Source organism: Salinibacterium sp. NSLL17, assembly GCF_015864935.1.
In the GTDB taxonomy this organism is placed as follows: Bacteria; Actinomycetota; Actinomycetes; order Actinomycetales; family Microbacteriaceae; genus Rhodoglobus.
This window is the reverse complement of the sequence record NZ_JADYWH010000001.1, coordinates 1,227,334-1,245,805: the sequence shown is the minus strand read 5'-3', so window position 1 is coordinate 1,245,805 and position 18,472 is coordinate 1,227,334. Positions and strand designations below refer to the sequence as shown.

The window sequence follows — 18,472 nt, the reverse complement described above, 5'->3', positions numbered from 1 at the left end:
GGGTACGGCTCACAATCTGATCTTCCAGCAGTGCTGATGCCAGTGGCGGCGGGCGGCGAGGTCGTCTGCGGACCCCATGATGCCGTCAGCACGCCACGTAACGGTGTGCGCAGTGCCCGAAGTGATCGTTTGCGAGCATCCGGGGCACGTGTAGTTCTTTACGGCGTTAGCGGGCGAGACAGGCTGAACGTTCCATTCGCCGTCACGCTTCATTTCGGTGCGCCGCGAGCCAAACAGTGCCTGCCGGAGGTCACCGTTGTCGTCATCGTCGGGACGACGCCGCCCACGGGGGCGATTAGAACGAGGCATAGCTCAAGCTTATGCGGTGACGCGAGACGGTCTAGTACCAGCCGTTGGACTCTGAATAAGCCCACGCGCCACACGGAGTTCCGTAACGGCCCTCGATGTAGCTCAAGCCCCACGCAATCTGAGTTGCGGGGTTAGTAGCCCAGTCCGCACCCGCAGTAGCCATCTTGCTGCCGGGAAGCGCCTGCGGGATGCCGTAGGCACCACTCGACGCGTTCTGGGCATAAACGTTCCACCCAGATTCGCGGTTCCACAGGCTGACGAGGCAGTTGTACTCACTCGTGCCTAGGCCTCGGGCAGTGAGCATAGACAGCGCAATCGCTTGGGCAGTGCCCGGGTCAGGAGTGCCAACAGCCGGCGCTTCAGGCGCGGCGACAACAACAGGTTCTACGACAATCTCTTTGATAGTGAGTTTGTCGCGCGAAACTTCGTTCACAAAGCCTTCGGCAACAGTGATCGATTGCACTTCTGCGCGCTGCACGGTGCTCAACGGCGCCGGAGCGGCCGAAACAGTACTCGCCGGCGTCGGAGCAGCCATCATCAACGTCGCAATGAATCCCAAGCTCACTGTCGAAGCGAAAGCAGGCAAGCTCCACGAGACGCGTTTGTGCCGCCCAGAAAGATCCGCGCTCTGACTCTTGGCCTGAGCGCGGAGGATTGCCGCATGAGATTTAATAAACAAAGTACGACGATGCTAACGGACAGACCTGAAAAAACAGAGGGAATTAGCGAACGGCAAGCATGACGTCGATGACAGAGTCGATGAGGTAATCGACCTGCGCTTCGCGATAGCCACCCTTGGCGCTGCGGAAAGCCGCCGTGCGCACGCGATCGATCGTGAGCGGGGCACCGTGCTGGAAGTAGTCGGAAAGCTCCTGAGCAAACGCATCAACGTCTTTGATCGAGTATCCGATGGTGAAAGAACTCGTGCGCGCGAATTTCTTTCCATCGCGTCGTGCCAGACGGTTGAGAATTTCTTGCGCTTCGGAGCGAGCGTTGGCGTACCAGGCAGTCTCCCCCAGTTCCGCAATCGCACGATCACGCTCGCGAGAGGCGAATGCGTCTTCAAGGCGCTCCAACGCGGAGTCGACGTGTACCGGCGAATATCCACCCTTCTGCATGGCAAAAGCCAGCTTGCGGATGGTGCGAGACGACACGACTGACGAGTCGCCGCGATCGGCGGTGTAGGCACGACGCGCCTCCTCGAGGAAGTCCTCGACCTGGTCGACGTTGTACCCGAGCTTTGACTTTCGGCTACGTGGAAATGTGGTGCTCACGGTTCTATTGTGCCTTACGAGAAGATAAGAAAGAGTGCATAGCCCGCTGCGGCTGACAAAAGCGACGAATCTACGCGATCCAAGAAGCCGCCGTGGCCCGGAAGCCACGTACTAATGTCTTTGATCCCGAGGTCTCGTTTGATAAGTGACTCCGCTAGATCTCCCATGGTTGCGGTGCCCAAAATGACGAGGCCAAAGATGAGTCCAACCCACCAAGGCTGATCGATCATGAAGAGGGCAAGCAGAATGCCTGCAGTGATCGCCGCAAGCGCTGCTCCTGCAAACCCTTCCCAGGTTTTGCCGGGGCTGATGGTGGGAGCCATCTTATGTTTGCCAAACGAAAGCCCGCTCGCATACGCCCCGATGTCACTGACAACGACAACGATCAACATTGCAAGCGTCCACCACTGACCGCCGTCTTGAGCAGTGAGCAGCACCGTGAAACTTGCCAAGAAAGCAACGTATAACATCACGAAGACGCCGGCGCCGAGGTCGCGCATGATCGACCGCACCGAGCCACGGTGACTCGGCATCACGACTACTTCAACGAGTCGCCACAGCCACACGAACACAATGCCACCGAGCGTGACAAACCACTGGCCTTCAGCCTGCCAATAGAACGACGCCGGAACAACCGCGACTGCCGCGATGACAGCTGCCACTCGCGGAATCTTGAGGCCTGCAAAACGAAGCGCACTGGCGAGCTCGAATGCTGTGAAGGCAACCAGCACGCCGGCAAAGAGCATGTACAGCTCTTTGACAAAGATCAAGCTGAACAACAACGCAAGACCCAGCCCCAGCCCCACGGTGAGAGCCATCGCCAAAGGACGCCCTGTGCGGGCGTTAATCTTGTCGTTTGTAGCTCGAACGTGAGCTTCGAATTCGGAGACCATTAGACCTCGAGCAGTTCAGCTTCTTTGCGCTTGAGAGCGTCGTCGATTGTGTCGACGTGAGCCTTCGTGCTCGCTTCTAGTTCTTTCTCGGCGCGCGCAACCTCGTCTTCGCCGACCTCGGTGAGTGCCTCGAGGTCGTCTTTCGCCTTGCGGCGCACGTTGCGAAGCGAGACACGAGCCTGCTCAGCCTTGTCGCGAACTACCTTGACGAACTCTTTACGGCGGTCTTCCGTCAGTTCCGGCAGAGTGGCGCGGATGACATTGCCATCGTTTCCGACGCTTGCACCGAGGTGGTGAGCGCCTGCGATTGCCTTCTCAATGTCTTTGAGCGCGGACTTGTCGAACGGGGTGATCAGGAGAGTACGAGCCTCTTGGTTCACCATGGACGCAAGCTGCTGCAACGGTGTGGGGGTTCCGTAGTAGTCCACGAGGACCTTCTGGAACAACGCCGGGTTAGCGCGGCCGGTACGAACCGTGCCGAAGTCATCTTTGGCAGCTTCTACTGCCTTGTTCATCTTTTCGCTAGCCTCGGCTAGAACATCACTGATCACGGGGCACTCCTCTGGGTCTCATCCAAGTTTAGCGTGCAGAGGCGTGAACAACTGCGGTGCGGCACTCGGAAATCGTTTAGCTTGGGTGGTGTGGGGGGCGCTGAGCGCTATCCGTGCACGCGAGTGCCGATTTGCTCTCCCACAATGGCGCGCGTGAGGTTGCCGGCAGGCTCCATGCCGAATACGAGCATAGGCATCGCATTGTCCATGCACAGGCTGAAGGCGGTCGAGTCGACAACCTTGAGGCCCTGCACGAGAGCGTCCTGGAAGCTGATTGATTCAAGCTTGCGGGCATCCGGGTTGCTACGGGGGTCAGAATCGTAGACGCCGTCGACACCGTTCTTAGCAACGAGAACTTCTTCAGCACCAATCTCGAGAGCGCGTTGAGCGGCGACAGTATCGGTGGAGAAGTACGGCAAGCCTGCACCGGCACCGAAAATGACGACGCGGCCCTTCTCAAGGTGGCGTTCGGCGCGCAACGGAATGTACGGTTCGGCGACCTGAGTCATCGCGATGGCCGACTGAACGCGGGTAGCGGTACCCGCTTGCTCGAGGAAGTCTTGGAGGGCGAGGGCGTTCATAACGGTGCCCAACATGCCCATGTAGTCAGCGCGACCGCGGTCCATTCCTCGCTGGCTGAGCTCCGCACCACGGAAGAAGTTGCCACCACCGACGACGATGGCGATCTCTACGTCAGCGGCAGCCGCAGCAATCTCTTTGGCCAGGGCCGAGACAACGTCGGGGTTAACACCCAACTGTCCGCCACCGAATGCTTCTCCCGACAGTTTTAGCAGCACTCGGCGTTTGCGTTGAATTGTCATCGTCTTCTTTCCCTAGCGGTTCTCTATTACAGGGTATTGCGTTGCGGAGAGTTCAGCACGGGCGCACAGCACATTCGCCGCAAACACCGTGATGGGCCGCCTGATCCGCGGCGGCACACAACAAAGGCCCGAGGCAATAGAGCCTCGGGCCTTCATCGATATGCGTGTTAGGCGCCTACCTTGAAGCGTGCAAAACCAGTGATGGTGATGCCCGCGTCAACGGCAACCTTGGCGACCGAAACCTTGTTGTCGCGAGCGTAGTCCTGGTCAAGCAGGGCAACCTGCTTGAAGAACGCACCGAGACGACCTTCAACGATCTTGGGGAGAGCAGCGTCAGGCTTGCCCTCTCCGCGGCTGATTTCTTCAACGATACGACGCTCGTTCTCGACATCATCTGCCGGAACGTCTTCACGCGAAAGGTAGGTCGGAGCAGCGAACGAGATGTGCTGCGCGATTCCGCGAGCGGTCTCTGCATCGTCACCCGTGTATGCGACAACAACGCCGACCTGCGGAGGCAAGTCCTTGTTGGTGCGGTGCATGTAGACCTCGAACGAGTCACCCTCGACCTTGGTCAGGCGACGCAGTTCGAACTTCTCACCGAGAATCGCAGCCTCATCGTTGATGAGCTGTTCGACAGTCGACGACCCAGCGGGGGCCGCGAGGCCCTCTTCCACGGTCGACGCGCCGGACTCAGCAACTGCAGTAGCAACGGCCTCGCCGAGAGCAACGAACTTGTCACCCTTGGCAACGAAGTCGGTCTCGCAGGCGAGCTCGATGATGGTGGTTGATCCGCCAGCGGCTTTCGCGGCGATGAGGCCTTCGCTGGTGGAACGGTCAGAACGCTTTGCGTTGCTCTTGGCACCGCGCAGACGCAGGAGTTCGGTGGCCTTTTCGAGGTCACCGCCTGCCTCAACGAGAGCGTTCTTGGTTTCAACCATGCCGGTGCCGAGGCGCTCGCGCAGGGTCTTGAGGTCTTCGAGGCTGAAGTCTGCCATTGTTCGAATCCTTACTTCTTGTCGTCAGCTGCGTCTGCAGCCTTCGCGGGGGTCTTCTTTGCTGCGGGCTTAGCGGCGGCCTTTTCAGCCTTTTCCTCTGCCTTGGCGGGCTCTTCGGCCTTAGCTTCTTCAGCCTTGGGCTCTTCAGCCTTAGCTTCCTCAGCCTTGGCTTCTTCGGCCTTGGGCTCTTCGGTCTTTGCTGCAGCGGCATCCGCGTCAGCCTGACCAAGAAGCTCAGCTTCCCAAGCAGCCATGGGCTCTACTTCTTTGCCCTCTTCTGGCTTCTGGTGACGCTGGATGAGGCCCTCAGCAGCAGCGTCAGCAACGATGCGCGTGAGCAGACCAACCGAGCGGATGGCGTCGTCGTTACCCGGGATCGGGTACGCAACGTCGTCGGGGTCGCAGTTGGTGTCGAGGATGGCGATAACGGGGATACCAAGCTTGTGAGCCTCGTCAATAGCGAGGTGCTCCTTCTTGGTGTCAACGATCCAGATCGCCGAAGGGGTCTTCGTGAGGTTACGGATACCACCGAGGCTCTTCTGCAGTTTCACAAGCTCGCGCTTCTGAATGAGCAGTTCCTTCTTGGTGAAACCACGAGTGGTGTCGTCGAAGTCGACCTCTTCAAGTTCCTTCATGCGTGCAAGACGCTTGGAAACCGTCTGGAAGTTGGTGAGGAGTCCTCCGAGCCAGCGCTGGTTGACGTAGGGCTGGCCTACGCGCAGTGCCTGCTCAGCGATGGTTCCCTGTGCCTGCTTCTTGGTACCGACGAAGAGGATGGTTCCGCCGTGGGCGACCGTCTCCTTGACGTAGTCATAAACAGCGTCGATGTGACCCAGCGACTGCTGAAGGTCAATGATGTGGCTGCCCGAGCGCTCGGTCAGAATAAAGCGCTTCATTTTCGGGTTCCAACGACGAGTCTGGTGTCCGAAGTGTACGCCGCTGTCGAGCAGCTGGCGGATGGTTACGACGGCCATGGCCGTTCTCCTTTTCTGGCTCACTGGCGCGCGTGGCGGCAATGGCCTTCTCAGTTAATATTCGCGACCGGTTGGCGCGAATCCTAGTGCCCGGGCATACCTCCGCCCCCAGCGCAATGGTGCACGAGAGGGGACTGAGTGGAGATAGCGGCCGTGTGCTGCGGTAGTTGTACTGCAGCGGGGCACGCGTAGTCACCGCGAATACACGCGGTGCTGCCAAAATCATACCATCGCTCCCCCACAACAGCATCACCGCGGAGAGGTTTCCCCGGATGTGCGTTTAGACCTCCATCGGGAGTGCCGAAACAGCACGCTGAATGGATGTTTCGTACCTCCTCAGCAGTGATTCTTGCGTTTCTCGTGGTGGCCGTTGCCGGCGCGAGTGCGAACGCCACCACGCCCACCGACTGGGACTGGCCCGTGGAGGCACCGCATCCGATCATCCGCCCCTATATCGCCCCTGACACGGCGTATTCGGCGGGACACCGTGGGATCGACATTGGCGCTGGCACCACGACTGAAGTGCGAGCTCCCTCCGCGGGCGTCGTGCACTTCGCCGGAGTCGTTGTAGATCGCCCGGTGCTGTCATTGCGGCACTCTGGCGGGCTCATCACGAGCTACGAGCCTGTGACCACCACGCTCTCGCGCGGCGATCCCGTGCAGCAAGGAGACGTGATTGGCGAGCTGCAGCCCGGACACTGCTCGGTCACGTGCATCCACTTTGGCGTGCGCCTCGATGGCGAATACGTGTCGCCGCTGAATTACCTCGGCGCAATCCCTCGCGCGATACTGCTGCCGACACGAAAGCCCTAGTCGAGCCCGAGCGCATAGCGCCTGCAGGCTCGACTAGGGCGAGCATCCGAGTTGTGCGTTGACTAAGCGTCGATGCTGTGTTTCGGCGAGTGGTCACCCTCGGCGTGCTTCGGAGCGTGATCCTCGGTGTGAGACGGAGCGTGTTCGCGAACGTGCTCTGCTGAGGCTCGCTTCGGGGTGCGCACTTCTGCACCGACCGAGATCACGCGGCCCGGCCACCAGAACTTCTCGCCAAGCATGAATGCAAGCGACGGCACGATCACCGTGCGAACAAGGAGCGTGTCGAGCAGCACACCAATGCAGACGATGATTCCAATCTGCGTGAGCGTGATGAGCGGCAGAACACCCAACACAGCGAACACCGCGGCGAGCAAAATACCCGCGCTCGTGATGACACCACCGGTCGAGGAGAGCGCGCGAATCATTCCCTGGCGTGTGCCGTACTCAACCGCTTCTTCTCGAGCCCGCGTGACCAAGAAGATGTTGTAATCCACACCGAGGGCCACGAGGAAGAGGAAGCTAAACAGCACCACATTGGTATCGATCGCTGGGAATCCGAAGACCGACTGGAACAGCAACCAGCTCGCACCGAGGCTTGCAAAGAAGGAGGCAAGCACCGTGAGCAGCAACAGGATGGGCGCCACGAGCGAACGCAAGAGCAGTACCAGCACGATGAAGACCAGACCCAAGATAAGCGGGATCACCAGATCTTGGTCATGCTGCTGGGCACGCTGCACGTCGAGAGCCTGCGCATCCAACCCGCCGACGAGCGCATCAGCACCATCGATCGTGGAGAGTTCAGCGCGGAGAGCCTCAATAGCGGCGAACGAGCCCTCAGTTTCGGCCGCGTCATCCAACACCACGCTGATCTGCGTGATGGTGTCGGTGCTTTCACCGATCCGTACAGCGTCGACCCCGTCAACACCCTCTGCAGCCTGGGCCGCTTCCTCGGTGTAGTCAGAATTCACGATGACGGATGCCGGCGAACCACTACCAGCGGGGAAAGCATCAGCAATGAGTTCCTGACCTTGAACCGCTTCGGGAACCTGCGTAAAGCTCTCGGTCTGCGACAGCCCAATCTTGATCTGCGGCACACCCAAGGAAAGGGCGCCCAGTACGACTGCTCCCAAGATGGCGACGGCAACAGGCTTCTTGGAGACGAGAACGCCCAGCTTGTGCCAGACACCGCGCTCGGCGCTGCCTTCCGTGCCGAACTTGGGGATGTACGGCCAGAAGAGACCACGACCGAACAAGACGAGAGCGGCCGGCAAGACAACGAGCGCGAAGATCATGGCAATAACGACACCCGTCGCACACGCGATGCCGAGCGCACGGTTGCCCTGCAGCTCCGCGAATACGAGAGTGAGGAGGGCGAGCACCACTGTGCTGCCACTGGCGATGATGGCGGGGCCAGCTCCGCGCAGTGCCCGCGACATCGCCTCGCGACGGTCTTCTTCCAAGCGCAATTCATCGCGGTATCGAGCGATCAAGAGCAGCGCGTAGTTGGTGCCGGCACCGAAGACCAGTACCGAGAGAATTCCAGTGACCGAGGCATCCAGCTGGATGCCGGCGAGCGTGGCCACCCGGGCCGCGACGATTCCGGCAAGACCGTCAGCGGTACCAACAACGATGAGCGGCACCAGCCACAACCAGGGGCTGCGGTACGTCACGAGCAGGAGCACCGCGACAACGATCACGGTGGTGATGAGAAGGGTGAAGTCTGCGCCTTCAAAGACGGCGGCGATGTCGACTGCGAATCCTTCTGGACCACTCAGGAGAGCGGAAAGCCCGCTCGGAAGGTCAGCGTTGGCTTCGGTGCGAATCTCGTCTGCCCGCTCGGCTTGTTCGCCGGCCTCGGAGAGTGTGTCGAGCGGAACGGTGACGAGCGCTGTGGTGCCGTCGTCGGAGAACGAGGCTGGCGGAACGAATCCTTCAGCAGAGAGGTCGCTGAGCGACGCTGTCGCTGACGTGATCGCCGCGATGTCGTCGTCGGTGAGGTCGGCGCCGTCACGGGTGTAGACGAGCAGCGCCACGGTGGAATCCGCGCCGGGCAGATCCTCTGCCGCTGCCGCAGCCTGGGCAGATTCGGCGGAATCCGGCAGGCCGATGCCGGGAAGCGCGCCCTCCTCGTTGCCCGAACCCGCGGCGAAGATCGCTCCGGCCGCAAGAAAAGCGGCAACCAATACGATCCACGAAGTGCGTCGGGCGGTGATGAACGTCCTGAGGCGAGACATCGCTCTCCTTCTGAAGAAAAGTACTTCGATTAACTAGATATTAGACAAGTTAGAAACCTACCGGTAAAGTAAAGACCATGCAACCCACCGAGCCCCCCATGGAGCGACCTCAAGCGCGGCGCCCCACCCAGCTGTTGCGCGACATCCTCGATACGAGTGAAGAGTTCGAACAACACGTGGGCCGCACACTCTCGGTGAACGCCACCGACCTTGAAGCGATGGAACACCTGATCATGAGCGGCCCCCTGCCGCCCACCGAACTATCTCGGCGCCTCAACATCTCAACCCCTGCCGTCACCGCCGTCATCGACCGCCTTATCGGAGTCGGTCATGTCACGCGCGCCCAGCATCCGACCGATCGCCGCAGCATCGTTGTGGTCCCCAACCCGCGCTCCGTGGAAACCGCGATGGCAACCCTCATGCCGATGATCATGGGCATCGATAGTGTTCTCGACAATTTCGATGACGACGAGAAAGACGTCATTGAGCGCTACCTCGACCAGGTCGTCGCCATCTATCGCGCACAGTTGCCCGAGCCCGCCGACGTTCCCGCCCCCAAGCCAGCCGTTGCACCACCCAAGATCGACCTGCCCGGCCCCCGTCGCACCTCGTGGAAGCCAGAGACTCACATCAGCAACGGGCCGCTTCTGCCCTAACGAGCAGCGCACACCGCGCGGATGATCGCTGCTCGCTGGTGATGGTTGAGCGCGCGCGTTGGTTAAGCGCGCGGATGCGCCGTGCGATAGCTTTCGCGCAACCGCTCAGTCGACACGTGCGTGTAGAGCTGGGTAGTGCCGAGGCTCGCATGCCCCAAAAGTTCTTGAACAGCGCGCAAATCAGCGCCGCCATCCAACAAGTGGGTTGCGGCCGTATGTCTCAGCGTGTGCGGACCGGACCCACCCGAACCAGGAACGTCCGCCAACAAATGCGCGATCACTTCATACACCGTGCGCGCACTGACCCGCTTGCCGCGGGCACCCACGAATAGCGGTGCAGCTCCCCCGTTTTCAGCGGTGAGCTGAGGTCGCCCGCGCTTGAGATAATCAGCGATCGCGTGCTGAGCTGGGATGCCGAAAGGCACCACCCGCTCCTTCGAGCCCTTACCCATGACGCGCACCGTTAGTCGGGAATCATCCACGTCATTCGCACTGAGCCCGACAAGCTCGCTCACCCGCAACGCAGACGCGTAGAGGAGCTCGACAATGGCCCTGTCCCGCAACGCGACGGGATCCGCCGTGGATGCCCGCGCCTCAACGCTCTGCAACATCTCGGACATCTGGTCGCGATTGAGAACCCGGGGCAAGTGCCGCTCGGCCTTGGGGGCCTTGAGGCGAGCCGCGACATCCACTTCGATGAGATTATTCTGAGCCAACCACGCGCTGAAGGCTCGCGAAGCAGCAGCCCGACGCGCCAATGTGGCTTTCGCGAGCCCCTCTTGGGATGACTGCCACAACCACTCTCGCAAGAGCTCGAGATCGAGGTCAGCGGGCTCTGTCGCCAGACGTTCGGCAGCGAATGTGACGAGGTTGGTGAGATCAGAGCGATACGACCGAACCGTGTGCACGCTGAAGCCGCGGTCTGCCGAGAGGTACTCGACGAACTCATCAACACGGCGCGGCAGGCTCACCCCTCTATCGTGCTGCATGCTACGAACAATATGCCTCGGCACGATAGCGTTTCGGGATGACCACTCAGGCCCCACAACCCCACGCTGGCACTGCGCTCGTCACCGGAGCGACCTCCGGCCTCGGGGCAGAGTTTGCCCACCAACTAGCTGCAGCCGGGTACAACATTGTCTTAGTCGCTCGCGATCGATCCAGGCTCGACTCTGTCGCGACCGAGTTGCACTCGCGCTACGGCGTCACGACCGAAGTGCTCAGAGCCGACCTCACTAACGTCGACGAACGTGCCCTCGTGGAACAGCGACTGCAAGCGTCGGATGCTCCCATCAGCTACCTGGTGAACAACGCCGGCTATGGCCTGCCGCAAGAATTCGAAACGAACTCCATCGATGATGAAGCGCGCATGCTGGAGATTCTCGCGACCGTCCCGCTGCGCCTCAGCCATGCCGTGCTCAGTGGAATGCTGAGTCGCGGTAGCGGCACCGTGCTCACCGTCGCGAGCATTGCCGGCGGAGCACCGCTCGGTCTCTATAGCGCCGCCAAATCGTGGCCGCTGAGCTTCAGCCGCTGGGCAAATGCCCACTACCGCCACCGTGGGGTGACATTCAGCGCAGTCGCGCCCGGATTCGTGCGCACCGAATTCCACGCTCGCCTTGGCATTGAGCGCGCCGACATGGCGCCGCGATGGATGTGGCTCGATGCTGGATTTGTAGTTCGTTCCGCCCTGCGTGCAGCAGCACGCGGTCGCGCCGTGTCGGTGCCGAGCGTGCGCTACACACTCGTCTGGGGCCTCATGAAAGTGGCCCAACCAGTGATCATGGTGTTCGTGGCCAGAGCAAGCCGCGCTGGCGACAACAGCACCCTCGGGCGCTAGCGGATTCTAAAACCGCGCGCTTCGACCTCGTCTTTAAGATGATCGCGCATGGCAACTGAAGGCCCGGTGACACCCTCGGGCTTGCTCGTGCGGCGGGCAGTGTGCTCAGCCCAGCCGTATTCCGCATCCGGAATCTGCACGCCCCCACTCGCGACCTGACGCCCGGCATAGAGGCCATTGGCAATCATGACGTCGTCGTAGTCGCTGACGTGCTTCTCGACTTCGGCACCCGAATACTGCTCACGGTGCACGACAGCGTCACTCGACAACCGGGGCTTGCTCCCCCGACGCACACCCGCGCGCGGATAGCCGAGCGTGAGACCGGCAACAGCAAAGACTCCCTGCGGCAGGCCCAGTTCTTCGGCAATGGCCGTGGGGTTGTTGCGCACAGAACCAATCGGCACAGCCCCCAGGCCGAGCGACTCGGCCGCCACCAGTGCGTTCTCTAACGCGAGAGTGGCATCGATGGATGCCGTCAAGAACATCTCGAGGTTGTCGGCGTCAAAGCTGTGCCCCTGACGCTCGGCGAGGTAATGGAAGCGCGATACGTCAGCGCAGAATATGAGCATGACGGGCGCCTCGGCAACGTAACGCTGGTCGCCGACCAGGTGAGCTAGCCGGGCACGACGCTCCGCATCCTCGACGACGATGATGCTGAATGCCTGCAAGTTGGACGACGTAGGAGCACTGCGGGCCGACACCAAAATGGCATCAAGGGCTTCCGCCGCAATCGGGGTCGCTTCAAAGCTACGGATGGACTCGTGGCTCGTGAGCACCCGGATCGTGTCCGTAATGAACTCGGGCGAAATCTCCCGCCGCTCTTGTTCGATTCGAGATGCCGGTGCGGTGTGTGTCGAGCCCAAAGTCATAGCTCAATGATTTCACGGTGCACTGGATGCTTCGTGCACGCGCGACGCGGGCGAGAAGCGCGCATCACGCCCGAGCTAGTCGGATGCCGCCACTTCAGCCGCATTGAACGTGGAGTTCTTGGCCGAGAAAGTTTCGAGTCGCTGCTCGGGCGTCATCGATTCGATCTGAGCCCAGGCTTCAGACGAGTGGCCGGTAATCTCGGCGGTGTCACCCACCGGGATGATCGAGTGCACGGTCTGCTTGTCGTAGATATGAACGACGTTAACGGACTGCCCATAGTCGACGCCGGAAAGCAGCCGTTCGTGGGCGCTGAGGTCGAGGGTGTAACACGTTGCGGACGCGACTGAAACGGGGATGCCAGCGAACGTCGAATGCGTCGAATAGTGCAAGTGGCCTGCCAGAATCGCGCGAACGTCGCTGCCCTCGAGGACCTCTGCAAGCCGTTCTTGGCGCTGCAATTCGAGCATCCCCATCGCCTCCAACATCGGGGTTGGGATGGGTGGATGATGCACCGCAAGAAGAGTGCCGTGCGGGGCCGGGGTGGCGAGCTCCGCGCGCAGCCATTCCAGCTGTTCGTCGCTAATGTCGCCGTGGTGGTAGCCGGGCACGGTGGTGTCGAACGAGATGATGCGCAACCCGTCGATCATGTAAACCCGGTCTTGCGGGGCATCCGACTCTTCGTCAAAAAGGAGTGACGAGTACTGGGCGCGCTCGTCGTGGTTGCCCATGACCCAGATGATCTCGGCGTTCATTCGTTTGGCCGCGGGTTCGACGATGGCGCGCAACCGCACGTAAGCATCGGGCTCGCCCAAGTCGGCGAGGTCTCCCGTAAACACAATGGCTTGAGGGTGCGCCGTCGAACGCTCAAGCTGGGCCAGCGCCTGCTCGAGGTGATCAATCGTGTTGACCGCACCATAGAGCGGTCGACCGCCCGCGAGCAGATGAGTATCACTGACATGCGCGATGACGTGGCTGGGTGCTGGGTACTGGCCGAGTTGAATCACACGGCAAGCCTAAGCCGCACGGCTGTCATCCACCGTGAATTTCTAGATTGTGGTGGGGCGCATTCCCGCAGCAGGCAAGATCACCGAGTCGATGGAGGAGATCACGAAGGCGCGGTACGCCACCAGCGCTTGGCCTATCGTGCAGAGCATCTCGCTACTGCAGCCTTCAGCGATCCCGCACCGATCTCGCACCCGCACCCGCACCCGTGCAAAAAGTACTCGATTTGTCGCCGCGTGGGGCTCAATGAGGGCAGCGTGCGCTTCCAACACCCCGCGCCGAGGACGGAGAAGTAGCCGCGTCGCTCAACTAGAAATGCCCGCTCCACAACTGTGGGGCGGGCATCTCTTCGCGGTCGCGCTCAACTAGACGCGCGCACGTGGATAACTAGTTGTTCTTAGGGATTATCGGCAGCTGAACTGTTCCGGTACGCACGCTTTCGAGAGTGGTATCGAACTCTTCAGTGATCTTGTCGCTGTTCTTGAAGGTGAGCAGGCTCACTACTACAGCAACGATGATGTTAAGCGCGAAGCCAGGAACGATCTCGTACATCGCGCCCGTCAGTACGGGAACGTTGCCCCAGATAACGACGGTGACTGCGCCAGCGATCATTCCAGCAATCGCTCCGACGCTGGTCAGCTTGCGCCAGAAGAGCGACAGGATAACGATCGGTCCGAACGCGGCACCGAAGCCAGCCCACGCGTAAGCGACGAGGCTCAGGATCGACGAGTCGGGGTCCCACGCGAGAATGATCGCGACGACCGAGACGATCAGTACGCCCATACGACCCAGGATGACCTGAGCCTTGGGTGTTGCTTCCTTCTTGGCGACGATCTTGAAGAGGTCCTCAACCAGTGCCGATGACGACACGATGAGCTGCGACGAGATCGTGCTCATGACGGCGGCGAGTACTGCTGCGAGGACAAGGCCCGCGATCAGCGGGTGGAAGAAGATCTGCGCAAGTTCGAGGAACACGCGCTCAGGATTATCAAGCGTGAGCTCAGGGTGCTGCTGGAAGTACGCAACACCGATGAGGGCGGATGCCATGGCTCCGATAACGGAGATGATCATCCAGCTGATACCAATGCGGCGACCGGCTACGGCGTCTCCAGGAGAGCGAAGCGCCATGAAGCGTACGAGGATGTGTGGCTGGCCGAAGTAACCGAGGCCCCACGCTGCTGCGGAGATCGCGGCGAGTACTGTTCCGCCGGTAAAGAGGCTGAACATATCGATTTCGGTGTTCGCGGCACGGATCGATTCGATCGTGTTGGCGACTCCACCGGTCTGCGTGATGCCAACAATGGGCACTGCGATGAGGGCGAGGAAGATCATGATGCCCTGGACGACGTCGGTGTAGGTTGCGCCGATGAATCCGCCGAAGAGGGTGTAGAGGACGGTTACTCCACCGACAACGAGCATTCCGATCCAGTATTCAGAACCGAATGCGCTCTGGAAGAAGACGCCACCGGCGACCATTCCGGAGGATACGTAGAAGGTGAAGAAGACGAGGATGATGATTCCAGCAGTGACGCGCAGAACGCGTGACTTGTCGCGGAGACGGTTCTCGAAGAAGCTCGGCAGTGTGATCGAGTTTTTGGAAACCTCGGTATACGCACGCAGTCGCGGTGCGACAAATTTCCAGTTGAGCCATGCACCGATGGTGAGGCCGATGGCGATCCAGCCCTGGAAGAGGCCACCAAGGTAGAAGGCTCCGGGGAGTCCGAGAAGGAGCCAACCTGACATGTCGGATGCTCCAGCACTCAGCGCCGCGACTCCGGGGCTGAGCTTGCGGCCAGCGAGCATGTAGTCGTCAAGGTTGCTGGTGCGCTTGTACGCCCACCAACCGATCCCAAGCATTGCGGCCAAATAAATGACCATCGCGATAATTTGGAAGAACTGATCGTTCATTTTGTCGCCTTTCCTTTACACATCCGTGGGCTAAGCCTGTCTACCCTCGCAGAGATAAGGATTAGTGACAATCTAAAAAGCCCGACATGAAACGTAAAGAAATCTAATGATTACTGCCTCAAACGCAGTGATGTGGCAGAATTCTCACGTTTGCACAGGAGTCTTGCGCGACGTGCGCGACATTCACAGCTTTCACCCCTTGCGCTCATACGGCGCAAACCGCGCTAATTTTTCGCCGGACAGCACCTTTAGCTGGCCAGCGGGTGTGATCGCGACGGCCGGCACCCCGGCTCTCTTTCGCAGACAGCCTCTTAGCCGGCATCCAACACTGCATGCGTGCGCAACGCGATGTGCACGTCCAGACTCCGAGGTCCTTCGCGCCACCCGGGGAGCAACTGATCGAGTCTCTCCATCCTTTGGCGCACGGTGTTTTCGTGAATAGAAAGACTCGAAGCAACGCCGGATACGGAACCCTGAGTGTCGAGATAGCGCAAGGCAGTTTCCAACAAGCGCTCATCCCGGGACGTGCCGCCCATTAGCGGCCCCAGCTGATCGACAACGATCTGCGTGGAGTGCTCCTATGGTGCAAACTCCGGTGCATATTTTCTCGGGGCGGCACGACGCTATTGGGGATCCTCGTTGGAGCGAAGAAGCTCACCGCCTAATTCCCACCTCGACTTTGACGTATTTCGAAAACAGCGGTCACGTCGCCTTCATCGAAAACCGGAGCGAATGGAATGCAACGCTCGTCGACATCCTTGAGGGGCGTGCGCCCGCGGAATCCACGGGAGCTGTAGCGCCGGCACAGTAAGACAGGTGGCTCGGTGCTGGGCTGCGCGGTTACTGCGTAACTCAGCACCGCTAGCCGCGGTTCTTCGCGGCGCGCTTCCACCCGCGCTCCGTTTCGGCGACGCGACCGTCGAGTTCGAGCAACCCGAGCTGGGCGCGGACCGTGGAGATCGCGAGGCCGCTGCGCGCGGCAATGTCATCGGTGGTGCGGGCGCTGCGAGCGCTGAGGGCGTCGAGAAGACGAGTGGTCTCGGTGTTGGCTGGGCTGCCAGCATCCGGATGCTCACTCTGCGTTCTTGTAGTGCCCGCAGAGTCTGTCGCCTCGTCGACCGGCAGGAGCGCTTGCTCGAGGGGTGCGAGCTCGGCCATTTGGTCGGGGTTGGTGACGCACACGGCGTCATAGTCGCGGATGAGGCGGTGGCAACCTGCTGAGGCAGCACTCGTGACCGGCCCGGGCACTGCGCCGAGCGGGCGCCCAAGGGCAGCGGCATGACCTGCCGTGTTGAGCGACCCCGAACGCCAGCCCGCCTCAAGAACGACCGTCGCCAGGCTCGCCGCAGCGATTAATCTGTTGCGCTGCAAGAATCTACGATAAGTACATGAGCGAAGTACGAGCCGCAATCTATCTCCGTATTAGTCGCGACGACCTCGACACTGGCCTAGCTGTCGAACGTCAGCGCGAGGACTGCCTCCGCATTGTGACCGAGCGAGGCTGGAACCTGATCGCCGAGCCATACGTTGACAATGCTATTAGCGCTTCAAAGCGCAAGGTCAGCCGTCCCGCCTACGACCGTATGCGCGAGGACTTCGAGGCCGGAGCCTTCGATGCTCTCGTCTGTTATGACCTCGACCGACTCACCCGCCAACCTCGCCAGCTCGAAGACTGGATCGACGCGGCAGAGGAGCGTGGACTCCTCCTCGTCACGGCGAACGGCGAAGCTGACCTCACGACCGACAACGGACGCCTCTTCGCGCGAATCAAAGCCAGCGTCGCTCGCGCAGAAATCGAACGCAAAGGCGCACGCCAGAAGCGAGCCAATATCCAGCGAATCGAGAGCGGACGCCCCGCTCCCGGACGGCGACGCTATGGCTACGAGCCGGACGGAACCACTCCCCGCGAGAGCGAGGCTGTCCACGTCCGCCGCATGTTCGAGCACGTCGCAGCCGGTGGCTCTATCCGCTCTATTGCGATGATGCTTCGCGAGGAGGGCGTCGACCCAGCGCCCGGAAAACAGTGGGGCGCTGGCCGCGTTCGGTACATCCTGAACAATCCCAGCTACGGCGGCAAAGTCCATCGTTTCGGCGAGGCCGTCGACTCGTCCCAAATCACTCCCATTGTTCCCGCTGAACTGGCCGAGGAGGTCCGCGCGATTCTCGCGGACGAGGCACGGCGCACGACGCCTGGTCCAGCGGTTCGTTACCTCGGCTCCTCACTCGCGCATTGCGCTATCTGCGACGCGACGATGATGAACCTCGCCGGAGGCTACCGTTGCCGCGAGAGCGCCTCGCACGCCTTCATTAACAAGGAGTCGCTCGATTCACGCATTCGAGAGGAGGTCGCTCTGGCGTTCCTCTCTTCCGGACGTGACCTCGTCGCGTCTGGAGAGTCCGGCTCCGTCGCTCCCCTCGTGGCCGCGCTTCGCAAGAACAGCGCAGCGGCTTTAGCTACGGCGGAGGACCGCGACGAGGGCCTTCTCTCGAAGGCTGATGCACGGACTCGTCTCGTGGAGCTTCGTATCGAGCGAGAGAGCATCGAGGCCAAGCTCGACGCCGCTCGTGCGGAGCGCTCCTCCTCGTCCTCTCTAGCGGACGTCGCACGCGAGGTCCTCGGCGACGAGCCTCGCGCCGTACTCCCGAAGGACTTCTTCGGCCCCATGCTCGACGCCGTCGTCGAACGGTTCGCCGCGCTCGATATCGAGAAGCAGCGCGACACAGCTCGCGCCCTGATCGACGTCACGGTCGAAAAGGGCCGCGACAATCGACGCCGCATTCACATCTGGCACAAGCTCGCGACGCATCTAAATCCGGACCTCGTCGGCCCCGGCGAGTAGCCCTCACAGCTAACTTTAAGCAATTCGTTACAATCGAGCTGACTCCCGCATGATTCTGCGGGTTTTGTCGTTATAATCCGACCCTCGAAGCCCTCGCCACGCCCCCTCGGAGGACTGAAACGGGCCGAAAACGGCGTTTTTGTCACGCCTGCGGCTGTCTCCTTAACCGAAGGCAGAAAAGTCTATGCCCGCGTCCCGGCGATTATTCGTGTCGGCGGCGGTCTCCTTCTTCGGAAGCGATTATGGCGATGCCCAAATGAGTCACGCTCGGCTGTCTCCTCCTATGGGACCTCTTTAGCTATGTCCCGGAACGGGGCGCACCGCTGGCTGTCTCCTCCTATGGGACCTCTTTAGCTATGTCCCGGAACGGGGCGCACCGCTGGCTGTCTCCTCCTATGGGACCTCTTTAGCTATGTCCCGGAACGGGGCGCACCGCTGGCTGTCTCCTCCTATGGGACCTCTTTAGCTATGTCCCGGAACGGGGCGCACCGC

Annotated in this window: 20 protein-coding genes; 5 read left to right on the top strand and 15 right to left on the bottom strand. The window is 60.9% G+C overall.

The window, feature by feature from the left end; all coding sequences use genetic code 11:
* Window positions 1–9: 9 nt before the first annotated feature.
* The 8 genes from I6E51_RS06060 to rpsB form a co-directional block, all read right to left on the bottom strand.
* Complete coding sequence (locus tag I6E51_RS06060; protein ID WP_197106028.1) at window positions 10–309, bottom strand: hypothetical protein; 300 nt, start codon at window positions 307–309, stop codon at window positions 10–12.
* Between the two features lie 31 nt (window positions 310–340).
* Window positions 341–988, bottom strand: coding sequence for a lytic transglycosylase domain-containing protein (locus tag I6E51_RS06055; protein WP_231599665.1), 648 nt, complete (start codon window positions 986–988; stop codon window positions 341–343).
* 43 nt (window positions 989–1,031) lie between these two features.
* Window positions 1,032–1,583: a DivIVA domain-containing protein gene (locus I6E51_RS06050; RefSeq protein WP_197109714.1), complete on the bottom strand. Its 552-nt coding sequence runs from the start codon at window positions 1,581–1,583 to the stop codon at window positions 1,032–1,034.
* A gap of 14 nt (window positions 1,584–1,597) precedes the next feature.
* On the bottom strand, window positions 1,598–2,401 hold the full coding sequence (locus I6E51_RS06045; RefSeq protein WP_231599664.1) for a phosphatidate cytidylyltransferase: 804 nt from the start codon (window positions 2,399–2,401) through the stop codon (window positions 1,598–1,600).
* Between the two features lie 74 nt (window positions 2,402–2,475).
* Window positions 2,476–3,027, bottom strand: a complete 552-nt coding sequence (gene frr / locus I6E51_RS06040) for a ribosome recycling factor (protein ID WP_197106031.1) — start codon at window positions 3,025–3,027, stop codon at window positions 2,476–2,478.
* A gap of 107 nt (window positions 3,028–3,134) precedes the next feature.
* The gene (gene pyrH, locus I6E51_RS06035; RefSeq protein WP_197106032.1) at window positions 3,135–3,848 is read right to left on the bottom strand and encodes a UMP kinase; all 714 of its coding nucleotides are present in this window, start codon (window positions 3,846–3,848) and stop codon (window positions 3,135–3,137) included.
* A 167-nt stretch (window positions 3,849–4,015) separates the two neighbouring features.
* Complete coding sequence (gene tsf, locus I6E51_RS06030) at window positions 4,016–4,843, bottom strand: translation elongation factor Ts (protein WP_197109712.1); 828 nt, start codon at window positions 4,841–4,843, stop codon at window positions 4,016–4,018.
* 11 nt (window positions 4,844–4,854) lie between these two features.
* Window positions 4,855–5,817, bottom strand: a complete 963-nt coding sequence (gene rpsB, locus I6E51_RS06025) for a 30S ribosomal protein S2 (protein WP_197106034.1) — start codon at window positions 5,815–5,817, stop codon at window positions 4,855–4,857.
* Window positions 5,818–6,138: 321 nt separating this feature from the next.
* On the opposite strand from rpsB, the gene I6E51_RS06020 reads away from it, so the two are divergent.
* Window positions 6,139–6,630, top strand: coding sequence for a M23 family metallopeptidase (locus tag I6E51_RS06020; protein WP_197109711.1), 492 nt, complete (start codon window positions 6,139–6,141; stop codon window positions 6,628–6,630).
* Between the two features lie 62 nt (window positions 6,631–6,692).
* On the opposite strand, the gene I6E51_RS06015 is transcribed toward I6E51_RS06020, so the two are convergent.
* Complete coding sequence (locus I6E51_RS06015; protein ID WP_231599663.1) at window positions 6,693–8,864, bottom strand: MMPL family transporter; 2,172 nt, start codon at window positions 8,862–8,864, stop codon at window positions 6,693–6,695.
* Between the two features lie 77 nt (window positions 8,865–8,941).
* Here I6E51_RS06015 and I6E51_RS06010 point away from each other — a divergent pair, with 77 nt between their 5' ends.
* The gene (locus I6E51_RS06010) at window positions 8,942–9,520 is read left to right on the top strand and encodes a MarR family winged helix-turn-helix transcriptional regulator (RefSeq protein ID WP_197106036.1); all 579 of its coding nucleotides are present in this window, start codon (window positions 8,942–8,944) and stop codon (window positions 9,518–9,520) included.
* Between the two features lie 62 nt (window positions 9,521–9,582).
* Here I6E51_RS06010 and I6E51_RS06005 read toward each other — a convergent pair whose 3' ends face one another.
* The gene (locus I6E51_RS06005) at window positions 9,583–10,509 is read right to left on the bottom strand and encodes a tyrosine recombinase XerC (RefSeq protein WP_197109710.1); all 927 of its coding nucleotides are present in this window, start codon (window positions 10,507–10,509) and stop codon (window positions 9,583–9,585) included.
* 38 nt (window positions 10,510–10,547) lie between these two features.
* Here I6E51_RS06005 and I6E51_RS06000 point away from each other — a divergent pair, with 38 nt between their 5' ends.
* Window positions 10,548–11,360 carry an SDR family oxidoreductase gene (locus I6E51_RS06000; RefSeq protein WP_197109709.1) on the top strand — a complete coding sequence of 271 codons (813 nt, stop codon included), beginning with the start codon at window positions 10,548–10,550 and terminating at the stop codon, window positions 11,358–11,360.
* Here the strand turns inward: I6E51_RS06000 and I6E51_RS05995 are convergent.
* The 4 genes from I6E51_RS05995 to I6E51_RS14640 form a co-directional block, all read right to left on the bottom strand.
* The gene (locus tag I6E51_RS05995; protein ID WP_197109708.1) at window positions 11,357–12,229 is read right to left on the bottom strand and encodes an NADPH-dependent oxidoreductase; all 873 of its coding nucleotides are present in this window, start codon (window positions 12,227–12,229) and stop codon (window positions 11,357–11,359) included. The two genes, I6E51_RS06000 and I6E51_RS05995, sit on opposite strands and share 4 nt — an antisense overlap.
* A 75-nt stretch (window positions 12,230–12,304) precedes the next feature.
* Window positions 12,305–13,234 (bottom strand): phosphodiesterase, encoded by a 930-nt coding sequence (locus I6E51_RS05990; protein WP_197109707.1) that lies wholly within the window; start codon window positions 13,232–13,234, stop codon window positions 12,305–12,307.
* Between the two features lie 385 nt (window positions 13,235–13,619).
* The gene (gene putP, locus I6E51_RS05985) at window positions 13,620–15,140 is read right to left on the bottom strand and encodes a sodium/proline symporter PutP (RefSeq protein ID WP_197106041.1); all 1,521 of its coding nucleotides are present in this window, start codon (window positions 15,138–15,140) and stop codon (window positions 13,620–13,622) included.
* 311 nt (window positions 15,141–15,451) lie between these two features.
* Window positions 15,452–15,676 carry a helix-turn-helix domain-containing protein gene (locus tag I6E51_RS14640; protein ID WP_197109706.1) on the bottom strand — a complete coding sequence of 75 codons (225 nt, stop codon included), beginning with the start codon at window positions 15,674–15,676 and terminating at the stop codon, window positions 15,452–15,454.
* A 44-nt stretch (window positions 15,677–15,720) separates the two neighbouring features.
* Between I6E51_RS14640 and I6E51_RS05975 the strand changes: the two genes are divergently transcribed.
* Complete coding sequence (locus I6E51_RS05975) at window positions 15,721–15,951, top strand: alpha/beta fold hydrolase (RefSeq protein WP_197109705.1); 231 nt, start codon at window positions 15,721–15,723, stop codon at window positions 15,949–15,951.
* Between the two features lie 50 nt (window positions 15,952–16,001).
* Here I6E51_RS05975 and I6E51_RS05970 read toward each other — a convergent pair whose 3' ends face one another.
* Complete coding sequence (locus tag I6E51_RS05970) at window positions 16,002–16,511, bottom strand: DNA-processing protein DprA (RefSeq protein WP_231599662.1); 510 nt, start codon at window positions 16,509–16,511, stop codon at window positions 16,002–16,004.
* Window positions 16,512–16,528: 17 nt separating this feature from the next.
* Here I6E51_RS05970 and I6E51_RS05965 point away from each other — a divergent pair, with 17 nt between their 5' ends.
* A complete protein-coding gene (locus tag I6E51_RS05965; protein ID WP_197109704.1) occupies window positions 16,529–17,980 on the top strand; it encodes a recombinase family protein in 1,452 nt (483 codons plus the stop codon).
* Window positions 17,981–18,472 lie beyond the last annotated feature (492 nt).

Bases quoted from the DNA above. Each gene is read 5' to 3' on its own strand.
- I6E51_RS06060 (WP_197106028.1), bottom strand. From the start codon at position 309: ATGCCTCGTTCTAATCGCCCCCGTGGGCGGCGTCGTCCCGACGATGAC.
- I6E51_RS06045 (WP_231599664.1), bottom strand. From the start codon at position 2,401: ATGGCTCTCACCGTGGGGCTGGGGCTGGGTCTTGCGTTGTTGTTCAGC.
- pyrH (WP_197106032.1), bottom strand. From the start codon at position 3,848: ATGACAATTCAACGCAAACGCCGAGTGCTGCTAAAACTGTCGGGAGAA.
- tsf (WP_197109712.1), bottom strand. From the start codon at position 4,843: ATGGCAGACTTCAGCCTCGAAGACCTCAAGACCCTGCGCGAGCGCCTC.
- rpsB (WP_197106034.1), bottom strand. From the start codon at position 5,817: ATGGCCGTCGTAACCATCCGCCAGCTGCTCGACAGCGGCGTACACTTC.
- I6E51_RS06020 (WP_197109711.1), top strand. From the start codon at position 6,139: ATGTTTCGTACCTCCTCAGCAGTGATTCTTGCGTTTCTCGTGGTGGCC.
- I6E51_RS06015 (WP_231599663.1), bottom strand. From the start codon at position 8,864: ATGTCTCGCCTCAGGACGTTCATCACCGCCCGACGCACTTCGTGGATC.
- I6E51_RS06010 (WP_197106036.1), top strand. From the start codon at position 8,942: ATGCAACCCACCGAGCCCCCCATGGAGCGACCTCAAGCGCGGCGCCCC.
- I6E51_RS06005 (WP_197109710.1), bottom strand. From the start codon at position 10,509: ATGCAGCACGATAGAGGGGTGAGCCTGCCGCGCCGTGTTGATGAGTTC.
- I6E51_RS06000 (WP_197109709.1), top strand. From the start codon at position 10,548: ATGACCACTCAGGCCCCACAACCCCACGCTGGCACTGCGCTCGTCACC.
- I6E51_RS05995 (WP_197109708.1), bottom strand. From the start codon at position 12,229: ATGACTTTGGGCTCGACACACACCGCACCGGCATCTCGAATCGAACAA.
- putP (WP_197106041.1), bottom strand. From the start codon at position 15,140: ATGAACGATCAGTTCTTCCAAATTATCGCGATGGTCATTTATTTGGCC.
- I6E51_RS14640 (WP_197109706.1), bottom strand. From the start codon at position 15,676: ATGGGCGGCACGTCCCGGGATGAGCGCTTGTTGGAAACTGCCTTGCGC.
- I6E51_RS05975 (WP_197109705.1), top strand. From the start codon at position 15,721: ATGGTGCAAACTCCGGTGCATATTTTCTCGGGGCGGCACGACGCTATT.
- I6E51_RS05965 (WP_197109704.1), top strand. From the start codon at position 16,529: ATGAGCGAAGTACGAGCCGCAATCTATCTCCGTATTAGTCGCGACGAC.